Annotated in this window: 15 protein-coding genes; 6 read left to right on the forward strand and 9 right to left on the reverse strand. The window is 67.3% G+C overall.

The genetic code is table 11. From position 1 onward, the window contains the following. Positions 1–17: 17 nt before the first annotated feature. On the forward strand, positions 18–2528 hold the full coding sequence (locus CXQ90_RS14855; protein ID WP_104140150.1) for a DNA topoisomerase (ATP-hydrolyzing) subunit A: 2511 nt from the start codon (positions 18–20) through the stop codon (positions 2526–2528). An 88-nt stretch (positions 2529–2616) separates the two neighbouring features. Further along, positions 2617–3135: a DinB family protein gene (locus CXQ90_RS14860; RefSeq protein WP_104140151.1), complete on the forward strand. Its 519-nt coding sequence runs from the start codon at positions 2617–2619 to the stop codon at positions 3133–3135. Between the two features lie 283 nt (positions 3136–3418). Here the strand turns inward: CXQ90_RS14860 and CXQ90_RS14865 are convergent, their stop codons facing one another. The 4 genes from CXQ90_RS14865 to CXQ90_RS14880 are packed head-to-tail and all read right to left on the reverse strand — an operon-like array spanning position 3419 to position 10585. Then, entirely contained in the window at positions 3419–4411 is a 993-nt protein-coding gene (locus tag CXQ90_RS14865; RefSeq protein WP_104140152.1) for a GNAT family N-acetyltransferase, read from the reverse strand. 9 nt (positions 4412–4420) lie between these two features. After that, positions 4421–7906 carry a thiol reductant ABC exporter subunit CydD gene (gene cydD / locus CXQ90_RS14870; protein WP_104140153.1) on the reverse strand — a complete coding sequence of 1162 codons (3486 nt, stop codon included), beginning with the start codon at positions 7904–7906 and terminating at the stop codon, positions 4421–4423. A 6-nt stretch (positions 7907–7912) separates the two neighbouring features. Then, on the reverse strand, positions 7913–8962 hold the full coding sequence (cydB, locus tag CXQ90_RS14875; RefSeq protein ID WP_104140154.1) for a cytochrome d ubiquinol oxidase subunit II: 1050 nt from the start codon (positions 8960–8962) through the stop codon (positions 7913–7915). A gap of 18 nt (positions 8963–8980) precedes the next feature. Beyond that, the gene (locus CXQ90_RS14880; RefSeq protein WP_104140155.1) at positions 8981–10585 is read right to left on the reverse strand and encodes a cytochrome ubiquinol oxidase subunit I; all 1605 of its coding nucleotides are present in this window, start codon (positions 10583–10585) and stop codon (positions 8981–8983) included. Positions 10586–10858: 273 nt separating this feature from the next. Between CXQ90_RS14880 and CXQ90_RS14885 the strand changes: the two genes are divergently transcribed. Next, entirely contained in the window at positions 10859–11245 is a 387-nt protein-coding gene (locus CXQ90_RS14885; protein ID WP_076797977.1) for a BlaI/MecI/CopY family transcriptional regulator, read from the forward strand. Between the two features lie 6 nt (positions 11246–11251). Then, positions 11252–12235, forward strand: a complete 984-nt coding sequence (locus CXQ90_RS14890; protein WP_104140156.1) for a M56 family metallopeptidase — start codon at positions 11252–11254, stop codon at positions 12233–12235. A 49-nt stretch (positions 12236–12284) separates the two neighbouring features. On the opposite strand, the gene CXQ90_RS14895 is transcribed toward CXQ90_RS14890, so the two are convergent. Continuing rightward, positions 12285–14393, reverse strand: a complete 2109-nt coding sequence (locus CXQ90_RS14895; protein WP_104140157.1) for a type IIA DNA topoisomerase subunit B — start codon at positions 14391–14393, stop codon at positions 12285–12287. Positions 14394–14618: 225 nt separating this feature from the next. Here CXQ90_RS14895 and CXQ90_RS14900 point away from each other — a divergent pair, with 225 nt between their 5' ends. Then, positions 14619–14840, forward strand: coding sequence for a hypothetical protein (locus CXQ90_RS14900; RefSeq protein WP_056628651.1), 222 nt, complete (start codon positions 14619–14621; stop codon positions 14838–14840). A gap of 137 nt (positions 14841–14977) precedes the next feature. Here the strand turns inward: CXQ90_RS14900 and CXQ90_RS14905 are convergent, their stop codons facing one another. From CXQ90_RS14905 to CXQ90_RS14920, 4 genes are all read right to left on the reverse strand, one after another. Continuing rightward, positions 14978–16303, reverse strand: coding sequence for an RNA polymerase sigma factor (locus CXQ90_RS14905; protein ID WP_104140158.1), 1326 nt, complete (start codon positions 16301–16303; stop codon positions 14978–14980). A 279-nt stretch (positions 16304–16582) separates the two neighbouring features. Continuing rightward, entirely contained in the window at positions 16583–17971 is a 1389-nt protein-coding gene (locus tag CXQ90_RS14910) for a DUF4192 domain-containing protein (protein ID WP_104140159.1), read from the reverse strand. A gap of 137 nt (positions 17972–18108) precedes the next feature. After that, positions 18109–19452 carry a nitrate/nitrite transporter gene (locus tag CXQ90_RS14915; RefSeq protein WP_104140160.1) on the reverse strand — a complete coding sequence of 448 codons (1344 nt, stop codon included), beginning with the start codon at positions 19450–19452 and terminating at the stop codon, positions 18109–18111. A 48-nt stretch (positions 19453–19500) separates the two neighbouring features. Continuing rightward, complete coding sequence (locus CXQ90_RS14920; RefSeq protein ID WP_104140161.1) at positions 19501–20439, reverse strand: proteasome assembly chaperone family protein; 939 nt, start codon at positions 20437–20439, stop codon at positions 19501–19503. A gap of 253 nt (positions 20440–20692) precedes the next feature. On the opposite strand from CXQ90_RS14920, the gene CXQ90_RS14925 reads away from it, so the two are divergent. After that, on the forward strand, positions 20693–22216 hold the full coding sequence (locus tag CXQ90_RS14925; protein WP_104140162.1) for a leucyl aminopeptidase: 1524 nt from the start codon (positions 20693–20695) through the stop codon (positions 22214–22216). Positions 22217–22359 lie beyond the last annotated feature (143 nt).

Raw genomic sequence — 22359 nt, forward strand, 5'->3', positions numbered from 1 at the left:
AAGGATTTACCAGCCTCATGGCCCGCCGCCAGAATTCAGCCCCCGCAGGGGAACCCGCCCAGGACTACATCGAAAACATCGTTGACATAGACGTCACTTCCGAGATGGAAGGTTCATTCCTCGAGTACGCCTACTCGGTCATCTACTCGCGGGCCCTGCCCGACGCGCGGGACGGCCTCAAGCCGGTCCAGCGGCGCATTCTGTACATGATGAGCGAGATGGGCCTGCGGCCGGACCGCGGCCACGTCAAGAGCGCCCGCGTGGTGGGCGAGGTCATGGGCAAACTCCACCCGCACGGTGACACCGCCATTTACGATGCCATGGTCCGCATGGCCCAGGACTTCTCGCTGCGGCTTCCGCTCATCGATGGGCACGGCAACTTCGGATCGCTCGACGACGGCCCGGCGGCGCCGCGCTACACGGAGGCCCGCCTCGCGGCGGCTGCGCTCACGCTGACGGACCATCTCGATGAAGACGTGGTGGACTTCGTCCCGAACTACGACAACCAGCTCACGCAGCCGGATGTGCTGCCGGCCGCGTTCCCGAATCTCCTGGTCAACGGAACCACCGGCATCGCCGTCGGCATGGCCACCAACATGGCCCCGCACAACCTTGTGGAGGTCATCTCCGCGGCGCGGCACCTCATCGCCAATCCTGACGCCACGCTCGAGGACATCATGCGGTTCGTCCCGGGCCCGGACCTCCCCACCGGCGGGCGGATTGTGGGCTTGGACGGCATCCGCGATGCCTACGCCACCGGCCGCGGCTCGTTCAGGACGCGGGCCAAGGTGGAGGTGGAGCAGTTGTCAGCCCGGCGGACGGGCCTGGTGGTCACCGAACTGCCCTACATGGTGGGCCCTGAAAAGGTGATCGAGAAGATCAAGGACGCCGTCAACGGCAAGAAGCTCACCGGCATCAGCGACATCGTCGACCTCACCGACCGCAAGCACGGCCTGCGCCTGGTGATCGAGCTCAAGAACGGCTTCAACCCGAACGCGGTGCTCCAGCAGCTCTACCGCTACTCGCCGATGGAGGATTCCTTCGGCATCAACAACGTCACGCTGGTGGACGGGCAGCCGCAGACCCTTGGCCTGCTCAAACTGCTGACCGTCTACGTGGACCACCGGATCAACGTGGTGCGGCGCCGGACGGCGTTCCGGCTGGGCAAGAAGAAGGACCGCCTGCACCTGGTGGAGGGCCTCCTCATTGCCATCGTGGACATCGATGAGGTTATCCAGATCATCCGGTCCTCCGACGAGGCGTCGGCCGCCCGGGAACGGCTGATGTCCATCTACGACCTCTCCGAGATCCAGGCCAATTACATCCTGGAGCTCCGGCTCCGACAACTGACCAAATACTCCAGGATCGAACTCGAGAAGGAGCAGGACCAGCTCCGCCGGGAAATCGAAGAACTCCAGGCCATCCTCGCCTCCGACGAGCTGCTCCGCGAGCTGGTGTCCGGCGAACTGGCGGAAATTGCGGAGAAGTACGGCACGCCGCGGCGGACCGTGCTCCTCGAATCCGAGGCGGTCTCCCCCACTGTTGCGGCCGCGGCCCTCCCCGGGGTCAAGGGCAAGGCGGCCCCGCTGGCCCTCGAAATACCGGACGATCCCTGCTGGGCCATTCTCACGGCGTCGGGACAGATTGCCCGGACGTCTAACCAGGACAGCCTCGCGGAAACCGGGCCGCGCTCGAAGCACGATGTGTTCCGTTCCGTGGTCAAGACCTCGGCCCGCGGCGAGATCGCTGCGGTCACCTCGCAGGGGCGCATGCTGCGCATCCAGGTCATGGACATGCCGGTCCTGCCACCGATGTCCGGCCTGCCGAACCTGGCCGGCGGCGTGCCGGCCAGGGACTTCATCACGCTGCTCAAGGGGGAATCCCTTGTGGCCTTCGCGCCGCTGGATGAGGTGCTGGCGATCGGAACCGTCCAGGGCGTGGTCAAGCGGGTCCAGCCGGACTACCCCCTGAACCGCGAGGACTGGGAAGTCATTGCGCTCAAGGACAAGGACACCGTGGTGGGCGTTGCCCCTGCGGGATCCGACGACGCCGACCTCGTCTTCCTCACCCGGGAAGCCCAGCTGTTGCGGTTCAGTGCCGCCAACGTCCGGCCGCAGGGCCGGACGGCAGGCGGCATGGCCGGCATCAAGCTCGCGCCCGGCGACCACGTGATGTTCTTCGGCGCCGTCGCCCCCGGTGACGAGGCCGCCGTCGTCGTCACGATTTCCGGTACCGACGGCGCCCTGCCGGGCACCGCGCCGGGAGCCGCGAAGGTTACGGCCTTTTCCGAGTACCCCGTCAAGGGCCGCGCCACCGGCGGGGTCCGGGCGCACCGCTTCCTCAAGGGGGAAGACACCCTGCTGCAGGCGTGGGCCGGCCACGGCCCGGCGAAAGCGTCGTCCCTCGCCGGAGTGGCCCGTTCCCTTCCCCAGGAGCACGGCCGCCGCGACGGTTCCGGTATTCCGCTGTCCCAGGCGGTGGAGGCGATCGGCCCCAGCATGACCTGGGCGGCGGACCAGCCCGGCTGACGGGCACCGTGCCGGTCGCGGCGCCCTGTGTGATGTGACGCCGCCCTGTGTGACGGGCGCCCTGCCCCATCGGGCCTAGACTACTGCCATGCCTATCATCCCGGATGAAAAAGACTGGACGTGGGTCCTGTCACGCCCGTGCGCCGAGTGCGGATTCGATGCCTCCACTGTTACGCCGGCCACTGTTCCGGGCAGCGTCGAAAGCATGCTGCCCCGCTGGCGCTCGGTGCTCCGCCGGCCGGACGCCACCGAACGCCCGGACGACAGCACGTGGTCGGCACTGGAGTATGCCTGCCACGTCCGCGATGTCTTCAGCCTTTTCGACCAGCGCCTGAACCTGATGCTCAGCCGGGACAACGCGCAGTTTGAGAACTGGGACCAGGATGCCACGGCCGTGGAGAAGGATTACGCCAACGCGGACACCGCCGTGGTGAGCGCCGAACTCACGGCAGAAGGTGAGCAGGTGGCCTCCTCCTTCGCCCGCGTCCAGCAGTCGCAGTGGGGACGGACCGGCCTCCGCAGCAACGGCTCGGAGTTCTCGGTCCTGACACTGTCGCAGTATTTCCTGCACGACGTCGTCCATCATCTGCACGACGTCGACGGCTGACACACTCGCTTCGAAAGAAGTCATCAAACAGGTCACTAAAGAGCACTAAAAGAGTCACAAAGGCTGTCACTAAACAAGTCATTTCAGCCGGACCATTGCCTGCGGCGGCACCGATGAATAGTCTTTGGCTTGGGAGTGTCCGTCAAACCTGGTTGGGGGGCGGCTTGAACGGTCTTCGTCTCGGGGGGACACTGCCGTAAAGGGCTGGCTCCACGGTCTCTCCCGCGGCAGGTGGAGCCAGCTCCGGCATCCCCGTCAGGGAATGGGCGTCAGGGAAACCGCGTCAGAGGACCTTGTCCCAGGCCATGCTCCGGTTGACGGGCTGGTATCCCATCTTGAGGTAGAGCGCCAGGGCACCCGTCGGGTTTTCGGAATCCACATCCAGTGATGCCTTGTCCATGCCCGCGGCCGCGAACCGCCGCATGGCGTCAGCCAGCAGGGCCTGCGCAATACCCCGGCCGCGAAATTCACGGCGCACGCCCAGGAGTTCCGTGTAGCCCTCGCTGAAGCCGCGCGTCACGGCGCTCTCGGGGTCGTGGCTGGCCAGCTGGTACCCGGCCACATCGCCGGTGCCGGCTTCCACAATGACCGCGCTGAGATCGGGGCGGGCCAGGGGGTCGTTCACGGTAAACCGCCACGATTCCTCGTCGCGCGGCTCGCTGCCCCAGTGGTCGGCGAAGGCCTGGTTATGCGCCAGCCGCACGGCTTCGCTCAACCCCGGCTCCATGGTCACGAGCTCCAAGCCGGCGTCCAGGACCACCTCAGGCAGGGGCTCCGTCAAAGGCCGGTGCATTTCATTGAAATAACGGACCACGTCGTAGCCGCGCCTGGCCAGGAGCGCGGCCTGGTGCTGGTGCTGCTGCTCGATGAGAATCCTCAGCCGGGGTGCAGCACCGGAATCCTCGGCGAACCGCTGCCGGGTCCGGGCCTCGAGCCAGCCGAGGAGGGCGGAGCCGACGCCGCGGCGCTGCCACAGCGGATCGACGCAGCCGAAGCCGTACGCCTTCTCGCCGTCCTTGTTCTTGGAGATGCGGGCATAGGCCCGCGGGACGCCGTCGGGGTCGAATCCGAGCACGGTGTTGGGCTCGGGCGGGTTTTTCCGGGACTCCATGAGCTGCTCCAGTTCGGCGCGGTGCTCAAACCACACGGGCTTCTCCACCGCTGCCGTGCGGGCAATCAGCGCCGCCCACGAATCGAGGTCCCCGGCGTCGGCGTTCCGCCACTGCAGCGCCGGAAAGTCAACGGGGCACGGGGCAGCAACATCGTTTTGCGTCATGGCAACAGGCTAACCGGCGGAAACAGAGCGCGCCATCACCCCGGCCACGTCCGGTCGGCCCTCGCCGCCCAGGGCAAGAAGTGCATCCTGGGGGCTGATGTCGGCGGGGTTGTGCGTCACCAGCACCACCGTCCGGGAGCTCAGCCCCACCCTGAGGTCCGCCATCAGCTCCCGGCCGGATTCGGCGTCCAAGTGGGCGGTGGGCTCGTCCAGCAGGATCACGTCAGCCCTGGTCATCAGCGTCCGGGCAACGGCCAGCCGCTGACGTTCGCCGCCGCTGAGGAACGCGCCGCCCGGGCCGATCCGCGTGTCCAGGCCGTACTCCAGCCGGGCCACGAGCGGTGCCAGGCCCACAGCGGCGAGCGCATCCCGCATGTCCCGTTCGGCGCCCTCCCCGCCCGCTGCCGGCTCCCCCTGGCGTCCGAGCAGCAGGTTGCCGCGCACCGTTGAATCAAAGAGGTGGGCCTCCTGGGGGCACCACGCTGCTGTGCCGGTGACCGCTATTCCTCCCCCGGTGGCCGGGAGGAAGCCGAGTGCCACGGCCAGGAGTGTGGATTTGCCGGCACCGGACGGACCCGTGACAGCAAGCCAGCGGCCGGGTTCCGCGACGGCGGTAAGTCCGCTGAAGACGTCTTCTCCGCCGGGCCATGCGGCGGACAGTCCCGCCAGTTCCATGCCGGGACGGCCACCTTGACGGGCGCCCGGCGTGGCCGGCGTCGTCGCGTCCGGTCCTCCGGGGCTGAGGACGCCGGACTCGCCGATGCGCCGCAGCACGGCCCGCAGCGCAGGAAATTGGCGCACCGCCGTCGTCATGGCGGCAAACGGTTCCACGAGCGCCAGCTGCAGCAGGACGACGACGGCGACCGTCGGCGCCGCGCCGGAGCCTGCCAGCACCTGCGGTGCCGCCATGACCGCGGTGGCCAGCGCGCCGGCGCCGCACGCGGCGACGGTCATCGCCTGGCCGAGTCCTTCGGCCCATGCCGAGCGCTGGGCGGCACGGGTTGCTGCGCGGTCCAGCGAACGGATTTCCGCGAGCACCGGCAGCGCCGCACCGTTGGCATGCAGTTCGGCCCTGGCGTCGAGCGCAGCGGCGATCCGGCGGAGGACTCCGGAACGCATTCGCTGCTCCGTGCCCGCCGACATCCGGTCGGCAACCAGCGCTGCCGCAGGCGCCGCTACCAGGCTTGCGATTGCCGTCGCGAGAACTGCCGGCAGGGCGGCGGGCAGTATCCACGCCGACGTGCCGGCAGCGGCCCCCGCGACCGCCAGCGCCGTGACCGGCGGAAGGACAACCCGCGGGAGCAGGTCCCGGACGGTGTCGACGTCGTCGATGATGGTGCCCAGCACGTTACCGCCCTGCAGGAGGCGCCGGAGGGACAGTGCCCGCTGGCTCAACGACGCCCAGAGGGTGCCCCGCAGGATGGTCAGCGAGGCAAACACGGTTTCATGCACCAGGAGCCGTTCGCAGTAGCGCAGGACCGCCCGGCCGATTCCGAAGAAGCGGACGCCCACGATGGCCGTCAGCAGGTACAAAATGGGCGGCTGCTCGCTTGCCCGCAGGATGAGCCAGCCTGACAGTCCGGACAGTGCAATGGCAAAGAGGGCTGCCAGCGTGCCCACGATGCCGGCGGCAGCGAACCTGCCGCCCACCGGTGCTAGCAGCCTGCCCAGGAGTGTGGCCGTCGAAGGAAGACCGGCGGGCTGTGCGTTTGCCGAACCGGCACGTTCGACGGCGGTGGCAGACTGCGCGGCGCCGGCAGTGCTCGCGGCGCGGGCAGTGCTCGCGGCGCTGGCCGGTTGACGGGTCTCGTGACCGGAAACAACGGGCTGCCGCCCCGCTGCCGCGGTTCCGGCCTCACGGGCGGCGCTGCCGGACCGCGGCAGCGAAACGAGTTCGTCGGCGAGCTCGCGTGTCTGGCGGTCATGGGCCACCAAGATCACGGTGGCCCGGCCGCGCAGGGCGCGGATGGCGTCGTGGACCACGTCGGCTGATGCCCGGTCCAGGTGCGCAGTGGGTTCGTCGAGCAGGAGCACTGTGGCCCCTGCTTCGATGCGGGCCAGCCCCCGGGCCAGCGCGACGCGGCGCAGTTCGCCGGGACTCAGTTCGGCCGGATGTTTCCCGGCCAGGTGCGCTGCGCCGGCGGCCGAAAGGCAGCGCAGCACTGCAGCGGCTGACGCCCCGGCTGAACCCGCCGGGGCGTTGGCCGTCGGAGGGTTGACCGTCAGGTACAGCAGGATCTCGTCGTGCACCGTCTCCGCCACCATGACCGGATGCTGCGGCACCCAGGCGACGTCCCCGGCGCCAAAGCCGCCGACGACGCCGCTGACTTCGGTGCCTCCCCCTGAGCCGACGGTCCCGGCCAGCACGCCCAGAACGGTGCTCTTGCCTGCGCCGCTGGGGCCGTCCAGCGCGGTGACCAGGCCGGCCGGTGCCGTGAAGCTGAGCGGGCCGACGGCTGGGCCCTGCCTCCCCGCGTAGCTGACAGTGAGTTCCCGGACGGTCAGGTCCGCCGGGCCGACACGCCCGGGCTGACCCGACTGCACGGGCTGCAGGCGCCGCTGCTCCGGTGCTTCCAGCACGGCCGTTGTCTCCGTGAGGGCGGCCCTGCCGTCGTCGCTTGCGTGGTGCGCCGTTCCCAGTTCGCGGAGCGGCAGGTAGCAGTCCGGCGCAAGAATCAGCGCGAGCAGGCCGGCTTCGAGGGCCATGTCGCCGTGGACCAACCGGACGCCGATGAAGACGGCAACGACGGCCACCGAAATCGTGGCGATCAGCTCCAGGGCGAGGGCCGAGAGAAACGCGGTCCGCAGGGTTCCCATGGTCCGCGACCTGTACTCCTCGGAGATTTCCTCCAGGGCCCGGCGCTGGGCGGAAGCACGGCCCAGGCCCACCAGCACCGGCAGCCCCTTGGCGAGTTCGAGCATGTGCGCGGAAAGCCGGGACAGTGCCGCCTGGGCGTCGCGGACCTTGTCCTCCGTATAGCGGCCGATGAGTACCATGAACACTGGCACGAGGGGAACCGTCAGCACGATCACCACGGCACTGACCCAGTCGGCGAAAAGGATCCGGGCGCCCAGCAGCAATGGAATGGCGGCGCAATTCACCAGCGCAGGGAGGTACTGGGTGTAGTAGCTGTCCAGGGCGTCGAGCCCCCGGGTGGCGAGCACGGCCAGTCCGCCATCGGCGGGGCCGGCCTCGCGGACACCGTTGCGCAGAGCGGTCTCGACGAGCCGGGAACGCAGCTCCTCCTTGACGCCGAGGGCGGCCCGGCGTGCGGCGGCGCCCTGCGCCCAGACCGTCAAGGAACGGAGGATCACGCCGGCCGCTCCCCAGCCCAGCTGCGCCGCCCAGGCGGGATCCCGCACCATGAGCCCGGCCAGGACGGAAGCGACCGCCTGGCCCATGAACACCAGGGAGAGGGCCTTTAGTGCTGCGAGCAGGCCAAGGACGTAGAGTGCCCGGCGCGTTGACGGGCCTGCAGGGAACTCCGGTTTCACGGCCGGTTAGTCATTCCTGGTGAAGGCCTTGGCGGCAATCGCCGGCAAGAAGCTGTGCGCCTCCGGGATGTGCTTGGCGCTGACCCGGCGGCGGAACACCCAATACGTCCAGGCCTGGTAGGCGATGACCAGCGGCAGTCCGACGCACGCCACGATGCTCATGAGGCCCAGCGTGTAGTCGGACGAAGACGCGTTGGAGACGGTCAGGTTGAATGCGGGGTCAATGGTTGACGGAAGGACCACCGGGAACACTGCTCCGAAGATGGAGGCCGAACCGCACAGTAGGAACAGGCCGACTGCCAGGAAGGCGCGGCCTTCATTGCCGCTCCGGGCCTGGAACCAGGCGGCACCAGCCGCAACGACCGCGACGACGAGGACGGCTACCGTCCATGCCTCGCCGCTGAGCAGCTGGACGCTGACGGCCCAGCCGGCCAGCGGAAGGAGCAGCACGGGCAGCAGCCGCACAAACCAGCGCCGGGCACGGTGCCGGACATCGCCGTCGGTCTTCAACGCCAGGAAGGCCAGCGCATGCAGCAGGGCAAACCCTGCCACCGCGAAGCCGCCGAGGAGCGCGTATCCGCTGAACCAGGAGAACGGGCCGCCGTTGCGGTCGCCGTTGGCGTCCAGGGGCAGGCCCGTTGTGGTCAGCGCGAGGGCGGCCCCCACTCCGAAGGCGGCAACGAAGGAACCGACTGCTATGGCCCAGTCCCAGGTGTTGCGCCACCGGTCCGTGTCCACCTTGCCGCGGTACTCAAAGGCCACAGCCCGGAAGATCAGGGCCACGAGGACCATCAGGAGGGGCAGGTAGAGGGCCGAGAACAGCGAGGCGTACCAGAACGGGAAGGCGGCGAAGGTGGCGCCGGCGGCAGTCAGGAGCCAGACCTCGTTGCCGTCCCAGACCGGCCCGATCGTGTTGAGCAGCACGCGGCGCTCAGTGTTGTTGCGGGCGAAGATCTTCATCAGCATTCCCACGCCCAGGTCGAAACCCTCGAGGAAGAGGTAGCCGGTCCACAGGACGGCGATGGCGATGAACCAGATGGTTGGCAGCAGTTCCATGCTCTTGATCCTCAGCTCTTAGTAGGCGAACGCCAGGACGTCGTCGACTGTTCCGGCCTTTCCCGGCCCGCCCGGGCCCGGGGTGGCGTCCTCGTTCTCGTCAACGGGTGCGTGGACCAGTTCGGGCATGGCCGAAACGACGCCGCCGCGGACGTACTTGACGAGGAGTTTCACCTCCACCACGAGCAGCACAGCGTAGATGGCGGTGAGCACGATCAGCGACGTGAGGATCTCGCCGGCGGATACCCCGGGGGATACGGCCGCGGCCGTGAACATGAAGACCTGGTCGATGCCGTTGAGGTCGGGGTTGGGCGCCACGACGAACGGCTGCCGGCCCATTTCCGTGAAGATCCAGCCCGCGGCATTCGCACCGAACGGAGCCAGGATGCCGAACACGGCCAGCCGCATGAGCCAGCGTGACTCCGGCACGGTGCCGCTGCGCGTGACCCAAAGCGCCAGGAGTGCTGCCAGGGCGGCGACCCCGCCGAAGCCGATCATCATGCGGAATCCCCAGTAGGTGACCTCCATGACGGGGACGTATTCGATCTCCTGGCCGGCACGCTCGCCGTAGAGGGGATCGTTCGGCAGGTGCGTGCCGTAGTCGGCCTTGTACTGGTCCAGGAGGCTGTTGACGCCCTTGACCTCGGTGGTGAAGTCGCCCTTGGCGAGGTAGGAGAGGATGCCCGGGACCTCGATCAGCGCCACGATGTCGTCGCAGTTGCGGGCGCCGAGGTTGCCGACGCTGAGGACCGAGAAGCCCGTACCGTCGTGGCAGGCGGCTTCGGCGGCAGCCATTTTCATGGGCTGCTGTTCGAACATCAGCTTTCCCTGCAGGTCGCCGGTCAGTGCGGTGCCGGCGAAGGAGATCATGGCGACGACGGCGCCGATCCGCAGCGAGCGGATCCAGACGGTGTGGTCGGTCAGGTCCCGCCCCGGGATGTCGGCTGCGTCGCCCGGGATGACCTTGCCGTCGGCTCCGACGGTGTCGATGCCGTCCCTGCGCCGACGCCAGAGGTGGTACCAGGCGATGCCGAGCAAGAAGCCGCCGGCCACGGCGAGGGCACCGAAGAGGGTGTGCGGCACGGCCACGAGGGCGGTGTTGTTGGTGAAGACGGCCCAGGCGTCGGTCATGACCGGCCGGCCGTCGATCATCTCGACGCCCACGGGGTGCTGCATCCAGCTGTTGGCCACGATGATGAAGTACGCGGAAAAGAAGGAGCCGATCACGGCGATCCAGAGGCAGGCCAGGTGGACGCCCTGCTTGAGCTGCTTCCAGCCGAAGATCCAGAGGCCCAGGAACGTCGATTCGACAAAGAACGCCAGCAGCGCCTCCAGGGCCAGCGGAGCGCCGAAGACGTCGCCCACGAAGCGGCTGTATTCGCTCCACGCCATGCCGAACTGGAATTCCTGCACGATTCCGGTGGCCACGCCCATGATGAAGTTGATGAGGAAGAGCTTGCCCCAGAATTTCGTCATCCGCAGGTAGGCCGGGTTGCCCGTCCGGTGCCAGATGGTCTGCATGACTGCCACGACGAGGCCCAGGCCGATCGTCAGCGGCACCATCATGAAGTGGTAGACGGTGGTGATCCCGAACTGCCAGCGTGCGATTTCCAAGGCTTCCAAGGCGGTCCCTACTTTAGGCTAGGTCTCAAGCTCTCAAGCGTTGTTTTCTACGCAACGTAGAACATCAACTTCTACATAGTGTAGAAGATGCCATCCGACGCTGTAAACATCGTTACACCGCCCGCGCCGGGCTGCAATGAGCCGCGGCACGCCGCGCCTTCTACTTCATGTAGAAAGAACGGCGCAAACACGCTAGATTTGAACTTGAAGAATTGGAATCACAGCATGGGGCCAGCCGGCCCTAGGGCAGAGCGTTGTCAAAAGGATGTACAGATGGCAAGTCTTGGGGAACTGGAACGGGCGGTCATGGACCTGCTCTGGGCGGGCCACGAAGCAGCCACCGCCAACACGCTGCGGGACATGCTCGCGCAGAGCACGGCGGCCCAGGGCGGCGCAGCAGGGCACGAAGGCAAGGACCTGGCGGTCACCACTGTCCTGACCGTGCTGTCGCGCCTGGAAAAGAAGGGCCTAGTGGAGCGGGAACGCGGTACCCGCCCCCACCGCTACCAGGCGGTATCCAGCCGCGAGGACCACACCGCCGAGCTCATGCACGAAGTGCTGGGCTCCGCCCCGGACCGCGAGGCCGTTCTTGCGCGGTTCATCGGATCCGTGACCGAAAGTGAAGCCGAGACGCTGCGCAAACTGCTTGGCCACAGCTAGCGGCAGATGTTCTGGACCTCATACTTCCTGGCGGTCCTGGCGATAGTACTGGCGTGGCCGGTGCCTATCCTCCTTTCCCGCGCCCACTGGCCGGCCCGGGATCCCTTTACGGCCATGCTGCTGTGGCAGGTCATCGGCCTCGCCGGTGGCCTCTCGATGATCGGCGCCATGCTGGTCTACGGGCTCGAACCGGTCGGGGACAACCTGATCGCCGGGCTGCAGGCCCTGGCCGGAATGGTGCTGTACAACGCACCCACCACATCATTGGGCTTCTGGCACCTGTTCGCGCTCTCCGCTGCCGCCCTGCTGACGGCGCACCTCGTCTTCACGCTGCTGCTGACGTACTTCAAGATCGAGCGGCAGCGCCGGCGCCACCGTGAACTGCTGACATTGCTGGCCTCGCCCTCCGCGGACGGCACGGGCACCGTGGTGATCAACCACGATTCGCCCGTGGCCTACTGCCTGCCCGGCGGGGCACGTTCTGTCACCGTGCTCTCCGACGGACTCATGGCTGCCCTGGAACCGGCGGAGCTCCGCGCCGTCCTGATTCACGAGAACGCCCACCTGAACCAGCGCCACCACCTGCTGCTGTGGGCCTTCGCCGCCTGGCGCCAGGCCCTGCCCTGGCTGCCCACCACGCGGCTGGCCCAGGAAGCCGTCAACTCCCTGATCGAGATGCTCGCCGATGACGTCGCCCTCAGGACGGAGAGCAAGGCGACCCTGATCAAGGCCATAGCGATCGTCGCGAGCGGCTCAGCCGTTCCGCAGGCGGCACCGGTCTTGGGACCGGCCGGACTTCCCGGTGCGGGCCTGCAGCTGCCGGACGGCGCCGGCTCCGGTTCGGCAAGCACGACGGCGTCACGCGTCAGCCGTCTTCTCTCGCCCCGGCCGCCGCTTCCGGCCGCCCTCCGCGCCACCGTGGTGGGGGTCTGTGTCCTGTTGCTGGCCATGCCCACCGCACTGCTGATTGTGCCCGGCCTGCTCGGCTGATTACCGCTGCCGGTTCCGCCCCGCTGGTGACGCCGGGCCTGCCCCGGCCTCAGGCGTCGATGCGGTCCCGGTCCAGGCTAGCGGCGCCGGCGATGATGAAGTCCTTGCGCGGCGCGACGTCGGATCCCATCAGCAGATCGAACGTGGCCTCGGCATGCTGGGCGTTTTCGATGTTGACCTTGCGGAGCATGCGGTGCCGCGGATCCATGGTGGTTTCGGCCAGCTGCTCGGCGTCCATCTCCCCCAGGCCCTTGTAGCGCTGGATGGGCTCCTTGTACTTCTTGCCGTCCTTCGCGAGCCTGGCGAGCAAGGCGTGGAGCTCCGCCTCGGAGTAGGTGTAGATCATCTCGTTGGCCTTTTGGCCCGGGTTGATGACTTCCACGCGGTGCAGCGGCGGCACGGCCGCGAACACCCGGCCCTGCTCCACCATGGGGCGCATGTAGCGGAAGAAGAGCGTGAGCAGCAGCGTGCGGATGTGGGCGCCGTCCACGTCGGCGTCGGTCATGAGGATCACCTTGCCGTAGCGGGCGGCCTCGATCGCGAAGCTCCGCCCCGAACCGGCGCCGACCACCTGGATCAGGGCGGCGCATTCCGCGTTGGAGAGCATGTCCCCCACCGAGGCCTTCTGGACGTTCAGGATCTTGCCGCGGATGGGCAGCAGCGCCTGGAAATCGGAGGATCGGGCCAGCTTAGCAGTGCCGAGGGCCGAATCGCCCTCGACGATGAACAGTTCCGAGCGGGCTACGTCGTCGGTGCGGCAGTCCGCCAGCTTCGTGGGCATGGACGACGTCTCGAGTGCGGTCTTGCGGCGCTGCGTCTCCTTGTGCACGCGGGCCGAGATGCGCGACTTCATCTCGCTGACGATCTTCTCGAGCAGCAGCGCCGACTGTGCCTTGTCGTTGCGGTTCGCGGAGTTGAGCCTGGCCGCGATCTCGCGTTCCACCACCCTGGCCACGATCGCCTTGACCGCCGAGGTCCCGAGGATCTCCTTCGTCTGGCCCTCGAACTGCGGCTCGGCGAGCCTGACGGTCAGCACGGCGGTCAGGCCGGCAAAAATGTCGTCCTTCTCGATTTTGTCGTTGCCGGCCTTCAGCTTCCTGGCGTTGGTCTCCACCGCCTTACGGAACGTCTTGACCAGGGCCTGCTCGAAGCCGGCCTGGTGCGTGCCGCCCTTGGGTGTGGAGATGATGTTGACGAAGCTGCGGACCGCGGTGTCGTAGCCGATGCCCCAGCGCAGGGCGACGTCCACTTCGCAGTCCCGTTCAACCTCCGCGAGCTTGCTGTGGCCTTTGTCGTCCAGCACGGGGACAGTTTCCTTGAACTTCCCGGCGCCGTGCAGGCGCCAGACGTCCGTCACGCCGGCGTCGATTGCGAGGAATTCCACGAACTCCGAGATGCCGCCGTCATGGTGGAACACTTCCTCGTGCGGGCCCAGCTCACCCGGGGTGCCGGCGAGCTTGCGTTCATCCCGCACCGTCAGCTTCAGCCCTGGTACCAGGAAAGACGTCTGGCGGGCGCGCGCGGCAAGTTCGTCATAGGAGAACTTGGCATCCGGGGTGAAGATCTGCCGGTCCGCCCAGTAGCGGATGCGCGTTCCGGTCACGCCCCGTTTGGCCTTGCCCACGACGTCGAGCACGGAATCGTCCACGAACGCGGCGAAATCGGCGGCCGGGTCCGGCCGCGGTCCGCTGTCCTTGAACCGGCCCGGCTCGCCCCGGCGAAAGGACATCTTGTAGGTTTTGCCGCCGCGGTCCACTTCCACATCGAGGCGGGCGGAGAGCGCGTTGACCACCGAGGCGCCCACGCCGTGCAGGCCGCCGGACGCGGTGTACGAGCCGCCGCCGAACTTGCCGCCGGCGTGGAGCTTGGTAAAGACGACCTCGACGCCGGTGAGGCCGGTCTTGGGTTCCACATCCACGGGGATACCGCGGCCGTCGTCGTGGATCTCCACGGAATTGTCCGCGTGCAGGATGATCTTGATGTCGTGGCCAAAACCCGCCAGGGCCTCGTCGACGGAGTTGTCGATGATTTCCCAGAGGCAGTGCATCAGACCCCTGGAGTCCGTGGAACCGATGTACATGCCCGGACGCTTGCGGACGGCTTCCAGGCCCTCCAGCACCGAAAGGTGGCGGGCGGTGTAATCAGAACTCGGTGTCACAGGTGGTGAACTCCTTCAGCGACGGGCCTGGTAAGGCGTTAAAAAGCTCCCTCTAGCCTAGTCCTGCGGGGCCGTTTCGCCCTGCTGCCACTCCCGCCGCAGCGACAGGCGGCACCTGTTCGTTACGCAGACGTGATACGCGGACAGCGAAAGTGACACATCCTTGCCATGGTTTGGCTGCGAATGCTGGTTATATAGATGTACAGATCTACTAAGGAGGCCGACATGACAACAGCAGTTGCCGACCGCACACTCACCGCAGCTGACCGGTGCGACCGTTGCGGTGCGCAGGCATACGTCCGGGTTGTACTCGAGTCCTCCGGAGGCGAGTTGCTCTTCTGCGCTCACCATTCACGTGCCGTCGAAGCGACCCTCAAGCCGCTGAGCTCGGACTGGCACGACGAGACGGGCCGGCTTCACGAGAAGGCACCGGTACCGGTCGACTAGACCAAGCAGCTGAAAAGCGCGAAGTGAAAAGCCAGGGCTCCCGGCAAGGGACCCTGGCTTTTTTCTGCCCAAGGACAAAAGCCAGGGCCGCCAACCGGATTATCCGGTGGCGGCCCTGGCTTCTTGACCGAAAGCTCCTAGTCCAGGTAGTCCCGCAGGACCTGGGACCGCGACGGGTGGCGCAGCTTGGACATGGTTTTGGATTCGATCTGGCGGATACGCTCACGCGTGACACCGTAGACCTTGCCGATTTCGTCTAAAGTCTTCGGCTGGCCGTCCGTGAGGCCAAAGCGCATGGCCACCACTCCGGCTTCGCGCTCGGACAGGGTGTCCAGCACCGAGTGGAGCTGTTCCTGCAGCAGCGTGAAGCTCACGGCGTCGGCCGGAACCACGGCTTCGGAGTCCTCGATGAGGTCACCGAACTCGGAGTCCCCGTCCTCGCCGAGCGGCGTGTGGAGGGAAATCGGTTCGCGGCCGTACTTCTGGACTTCGACAACCTTTTCGGGCGTCATGTCCAGTTCGAGGGCCAGCTCTTCGGGCGTGGGTTCCCGGCCGAGATCCTGAAGCATCTGGCGCTGCACGCGGGCGAGCTTGTTAATGACTTCAACCATGTGGACCGGGATACGGATGGTGCGGGCCTGGTCAGCCATGGCGCGGGTGATGGCCTGGCGGATCCACCAGGTGGCGTAGGTCGAGAACTTGAAGCCCTTGGTGTAGTCGAACTTCTCGACGGCACGGATGAGGCCCAGGTTTCCTTCCTGGATGAGGTCGAGGAAGAGCATGCCGCGGCCGGTGTAGCGCTTGGCCAGCGACACCACGAGGCGGAGGTTCGCCTCAAGCAGGTGGTTCTTGGCGCGCTTGCCGTCATGGATGATGAATTCCAGCTCACGCTTGTACTTCGGATCCATGGAGCCGTCGTCGGCGTTGATCTTCTCCTCGGCGAAGAGGCCGGCCTCGATCCGGAGGGCGAGGTCAACCTCCTGTTCGGCGTTGAGGAGGGCGACCTTGCCGATCTGCTTCAGGTAATCCTTGACAGGATCGGCGGTGGCGCCGGCGGACATGACCTGCTGGACAGGTGCGTCGTCGTCATCGGCATCGGAGTAGACAAATCCCGAACCGGTGGGCGCCGCAGCTCCCTTGCCTGCCTCGTCGGTTTCGTCAACGAGATCGGCGGTGTCGGGTGACACGTCGTCGAGGTCCTCTTCGACGTCTACGTCGTCATCGGAGGTGGAGCGGCTTCCGGCAGCCTCGGCTGCAGCCTTGGCGCCGGGCTTGGGGCCGCGCTTCTTCGGTTCGGGCTTCGAAGCGGCAGATGTCGAGCCGCCATCGGCGATCGCGGCATCCTTGACAGCCTTGTTGGCGGCGCGGGTGGCTGCACGCTTGGCGCTGGTTGCCGCCTTCTTCTCCTCGGCAGACGCATCGGCCAGGGCGGCGGGTTCCTTCTTCGCGGAAGACGGGGTCACAGAAAACCTTTCTAGCGGCGGTCTGTGGAATCACCATACGGGCAACACCACTATGACCCTGTCAAGTCCGTGATTGATATCAGGTGCAACCGCGGCTGGCAGAGCCATTAAGTAGAACTGCCGGGGCGGCCGCAATGTTCCCGTTTCAGGGTCTATTGCAAGCACTGATTCACGGACCCAACCGGGTCTCGGCAACCATTGTCTCATGGTTTTCCCCGTCATGGCCGCTGGGGGCTGTAATACGCAGGCGTCGGTACCTCCTTCCGCGGATCCGTCGTCCTAGGCGGCGTCGGTGGCGTCGGTGGCGAATTTCTGCCAAGCCGCCTCACGCCGACTGGCCCACCCACAGATGGTTCCGCGGCGGACCACTTCGGAAAGCAGTTCCGCAAGCCGATATCCGGGGCTGGCCTCCAATGCCTGGCTCAGCGAAGCGTGGGCGAAGGATCCCCTCCCCCGGCACCATTCAATCCAGCCCTTGGCCGTCAGGGCCGCAGCCCGTGCTTCGCCCGGGCCGCGGGACGACAGCTGAAGCATCACCTCTTCGAGGCGCTTCAGCGTGTTCCAGTCGGGCACGGATGGGCTCAGTCCCAGCAGGACCTCGCCGTAGCCGGGTACGTGAGCGGGTTCGCACGCGGGGGAAGTGGCCTGATCCGCACGGCCCCTCGCCTGGTCAGGTTCCGCCCGGCCGGCGGGCGCGGACGGACCGGCCAGAGCAGGCCCGGACCGGGACAAGCCGGACAGGTCCGGACCAGCCAGGTCCGGACCGGCCAGCGCCGGATCGGCCAGTGCCGGACCGGACAGGGCAGGACCGGGCAGGGCGGGACCGGCTGCCACCATGCCGGCACGGGACGAGAAGATCCCGAAGTCCTCCGCGCCCAACGCGGCTGCGGATCGTCCTGCGGCCGCCATGACCAGGACGGCGTCACGCCACGACGGGACGCCCAAGCCGGCGCGCAGGAATCCGGCCACTTCCGCCGGAATCTCTGAGCCGGGTTCGGCGGCCAGCACCCGCTCCCATGCGTCCAGGACTCTCTCGAACTGGGGCCGGCTGGTCCGCCTGCCAGCCAGTTCGCCGGCCCAGCGCTCCTCGGCGGCTTCCACGGCCGGATCCTGCGCCGCCGGCCCGGTGTGGTCCTCCGCCGGGGCAGCACCGGGCGGGGCACCGACACTGCTGCCCAGGAACACCATCTCGGCGTTGAGGCGGCTGTCCCGGATCTCGGCGAGGGGACGGCCCGGCAGCGGGCAGCAGCCGGCGTCCTCGCAGTAGGCGTTACGCCAGTACTCGTCGCCGACGTACCAGGCGTCCCGCACCGGCATTCCGGCGAGTCCGAGGGCGGCTTCAAGATCGTCCAGCAGCGGCCTGCCGACGCCTCCGGGCCCGGATTCCCCCGGCCGGGATGCCTCTTCCCAGCCGTCATTGATAAAGAACATCAGCAGGGTGCCGTCGGCGTCGTCGGCCAGCAGGTAGCCGGCCACGGTGCGGGCGAAATCTTCCCGGACGCGGCGGGATCCAGGGACGGGCAGATCCACCCGGAGCGTGGCTCCGAGGCGTTTGCCCTGCATGGTCATGGCCACGAGGCTGCGGGACGGCCAATATCCCAGACTGTGCGGAACGTACCCCAGAATGTCTTCGGGGCCGGTGATGGTGAGGTGCTGGGGCGCTGTCATGCCTCCAGCCTCGGGCAGGACCCTGCTGTCCGGTACCCGCGGCTTTGCCTATGTGGATACAGGCGGTGGTGGAGGGATAGTGCCGGTACCCGGCAGCGCTGCAGACGCTAAGGCCGGGGGTGCCAGCCGTCGGGCTGCTAGTCGCGGGAGGGGGCGCTGCGCCGGGCTGCGTTCCTGGTCCTGCGCTGTTCGGCCAGGACCTTGAGCAGCGGCTGGACCACCACGCCCTGTGCCGCCATCTGGCGGCGCACTTTACGGCGGACCACCAGCGTGGCAACGGCGCCGATCCCGAGCAGCAGGAAGTGCACGCACAGGGCAACGCGGAACGGCTCCAGTCCGTACAGCACCCCGTCGGAGAACCCTGTGACGTAGAGGATGTCCAGGACGGCGCCGATCAGGTAGATCGCCACGAGGGCGGCGATGAACCCGCCGACGTTCACGATGCCCGTGGCAGTGCCGATCCGGTGGGCCGGGTTGAACGTGCGCGCGAAGTCGAAGCCAATCATGGACCCCGGCCCGCCGATGGCCAGCACCACCACGAGGCCGGCCAGGAGCCACAGGGGCGAGCGGCCCGGGTAGAGCAGCACGGCCGCCCAGGCTGCTGCGGTGGCGGCGGCGATGAGGAGCACCATGGTGGAACGCCGGAGCGGGTGCCGTGAGACGAAGCGTCCGATCAGCGGACCGGCGCCGATGGCTCCGGCCACGTAAAGCGCCATGAGCGAGGCGACGGTGCCGGCGTCGAGCCCCTGGGCCGAAATCAGGAAGGGATATCCCCACGTCATGGCGAAGACGGTGCCGCTGAACTGGATGGTGAAGTGGCTCCACAGGCCAAGCCTGGTGCCTGGCTGCTTCCACGCCCGGGACAGGGACACACCCGTGGCGCGCAGGCCCTTCGTCGATGGCTGGGCCGGGGTTCCGTGCGGAAGGTCCTGCAGGAGCAGGATCACCAGGACGACGGCGACTCCGGACAGTCCCGCCAGTGACAGGAAGCCCGGTGTCCAGCCTGCGGAGTTCAGCACGAAGGCGAACGGCACCACGCTGATCAGCTGCCCGAGCTGCCCGGACATTCCGGTGAGCTGGGTCAGCAGCGGCACCCGGGCGGGAGCGAACCAGAGCGGGATCAGCCGTATGACGGAGATGAAGGTCATGGCATCGCCGGCGCCCACCAAAACGCGTCCCAGCACGCCGGCCGGAACGCTGTCAGCGAAGGCGAGCTGCAGCTGGCCGAGCCCCATGAGCAGGGCACCGCCGGCAATCATGGCCCGCGAGCCGAATCTGTCCACCAGCACGCCCACCGGGATCTGGAGTCCGGCGTAGACGAGCAGCTGCAGGACGGTGAAGAAGGAAATGGCGGAGGCGCTGGCGTGGAACCGTTCCGTGGCCTCGAGCCCCACTACACCGAAGGACGTACGCTGGGTCACAGCCACCAGGTAGGAAAAAATACCGATGGACCAAACGAGCCAGGCGCGGGGTGCAGTCACCCTTACATTATGCCCGGACGCAGCAAAAATCGTATTTTATTGACCCGCTTACTGACCGGGGTTTTCGCGGGCCAGGTAGGCCTCCACTGCCGCACCAAGCGCATCGCCGTCGGGCAGTTCATCGTTTTCGTTTGCCAGCAGCGACCGCCGCACCGTGCCCTCGGCCTTCTCGTCGTAACGGGCCTCCAGTTTGGACACCACCTGCTGGACGTCCTCGGAGGCCTCGATCTGTTCGGCGATCTGCCGGCCCACCTCGCGGCCGGATTCCCGGAGCCTATCCGTGGGGAGCATGAGGGAAGTGGCGGCGCCGAGGTACTCCAGTCCTGCCACGGCCGCGGTGGGGTATTCAGCCTCGGCGAGGTAATGCGGAACGTGGATGACGTAGCCGGCGACGTTCCTTCCCGCGTCCGTCAGGCGGAGCTCCAGCACATGTCCCACGGCGGCGGGAACCTCCACGGTCGGTTTCCAGACCGAGATGCCCTCGATGAGTTCGGGGCGGTTGCCGTGTACGGTCACGCCCACTGGGCGGGTGTGCGGCACCGGCATGGGGATGGAGTGGATCCACGTCACCAGGTTGACGTCCAGGTCCTCCACGATCTGCACGACGGCCCTGGCGAAGCGTTCCCACTGCAGGTCCGGCTCGAATCCGGCGAGGAACAGGAACGGATTTCCAAGCCCGTCGACGAGGCGGTAGAGCGCCAGGCTCGGCGCCTGGTAGTCCTGCAGATGGTCCTCCACGAAGGACACGTGGGGCCGCCGGGAACGGTAATCGATCAGCTGGTCGGCATCGAACACGGCAACCAGTTCGGAATCGAGGGTGTCGAGGAGCTCGGCCGTGATCTGCTTGACCACGTAGCCGGCGTCGGCAAAACCGGTAAATCCCATCACCAGATTCAGCCCGCGCAGTTCGGGGCTGTGGAACAGCTCGATGTTTTTTGCATAGAGCGCGTCGGGGTCCAGCAGCGAGCCGGAAATCCGTTCAAACACGGCGAGTTCCTTTCGTGGTCGGAGGGTTAATATCCATAACGCTGGGTAACCAAACGGAATTCCTTGTCCTGCTGTGGCGCGGCTCTCATTCAATCCGGCTCCTGCTCCGCCGAGAGACTACGATCGGAACTGGCCTGTATTGAGGGCCGCTGCTTCCGGCGGCCTCCCACACGGACGGCGGCCGGGTACCCATGGCAGGGCGCCTTACCTGCATTTCCTGCCCGAAATCACAGAGAATTGAGGACTGATCCTCGTGGTCAAGAATACTGAAATCAACCTTAGTGCCATTGCTCGGGACCTGAAGAAGGCGGCCAGCGATGCAGTTGTCATCGGCGTCGGCCAGGGGGCGGACGGTCCTGTCCTGCTGGAGAATCCGCTGACGGCCAAGTCGGCCGAGGCACTGGCCGATTCGTTGAAGGTTCTTGGCATCACCGGCGCCGCGGACCAGGCCGTCCGCCTGCCCGGGCTCCCCGAAACGGGCTCGGGCGTCCTGGTGCTGGCGGGAGTCGGTAAGGTGAGCGACGGCCAGCGGTTGTCGGGCGAGGCCCTGCGCCGCGCTGCGGGCTCCGCCGTCCGCCAGCTCGCCGGGCTGCCCTCCGTCACGCTGGCATTTCCGACGGCGGATGTCGCCGACGTCGCTGCGGTCGCCGAAGGCGCCGCGCTGGGAGCCTATTCCTTCACGGAGCACCGGTCCTCCAAGAACGGCCTCAAGGATCCGGTCAGCAAGGTCACCATCTTCACCGAGCTGGCCGGCAACAAGGAGCTCGAGCCCGTCCTCAAGCGTGCCGGCCTCCTCGGCAGGGCGGTCAACGCCACGCGTTCCCTGGTGAACCAGCCGCCGAGCCACCTGTACCCCGAATCCTTCGCCGACGCCGCCAGGGAACTGTCCAAGGGCCTGCCGGTCAAGGTCACGGTGTGGGATGAGAAGCGCCTTGAGAAGGAAGGCTTCGGCGGCATCATGGGCGTCGGCAAGGGCTCTGCCCGCCAGCCCCGCCTCGTGAAGGTGGAGTACGCGCCGGCCAAGGCCACCAGGAAGATCGCGCTGGTGGGCAAGGGCATCACGTTCGACACCGGGGGCATCTCCATCAAGCCGGCCCTGGGCATGGGTGACATGAAGAGCGATATGGCGGGAGCCGCCGTCGTCCTTAATACAGTGCTGGCCCTCGCGGGCCTGGGCCTGCCGGTGAAGGCGACCGCCTGGCTCTGCATCGCGGAGAACATGCCCTCCGGCGCGGCGTCCCGCCCGGCCGATGTCCTCACGATGTTCGGCGGCAAGACCGTTGAGGTCCTTAACACCGACGCCGAGGGCCGGCTGGTCATGGCGGACGGCATTGTCGCTGCGAGCCAGGAATACCCGGACGCCATCATCGACGTTGCCACGTTGACAGGCGCACAGCTGATCGCCCTCGGAAACCGCACGGCCGGCGTCATGGGTACGGACAGCGTCACCGGTCCGCTCAAGGCGGCGGCGGACCGTGCCGGCGAGCTCATCTGGCCCATGCCCCTGCCGGAGGAGCTGCGGCCCAGCCTCGACTCGCAGGTGGCGGACCTTGCCAACATCGGCGAGCGGCACGGCGGCATGATGACCGCGGCGGTGTTCCTGCGGGAGTTCGTCGGGAAAGGCAAGGACGGCCAGCCGATCCCCTGGGCGCACATCGACATCGCGGGCCCCTCCTTCAACAACGGCGCGCCATACGGCTACACCCCCAAACAGGGCACCGGCTGCACGGTGCGCACCCTGGTGGCCTACGTCGAGGATCTCCTGGCCGTGGCCTGACCGGTGGCGCGGCTGTGTGACGGGCGGCTGATCCGCCCGCCACACAGCCGCGTGACACTCGACACAAGCGCTCCACAAACGTCGCGGCAAGGTGGAGCATGGATAAGTGGTTCGCTAAGGTGAACCTCGGTAGTCACAAATGA

The organism is Arthrobacter sp. ZGTC131, assembly GCF_002929275.1.
Classification (GTDB): domain Bacteria; phylum Actinomycetota; class Actinomycetes; order Actinomycetales; family Micrococcaceae; genus Arthrobacter.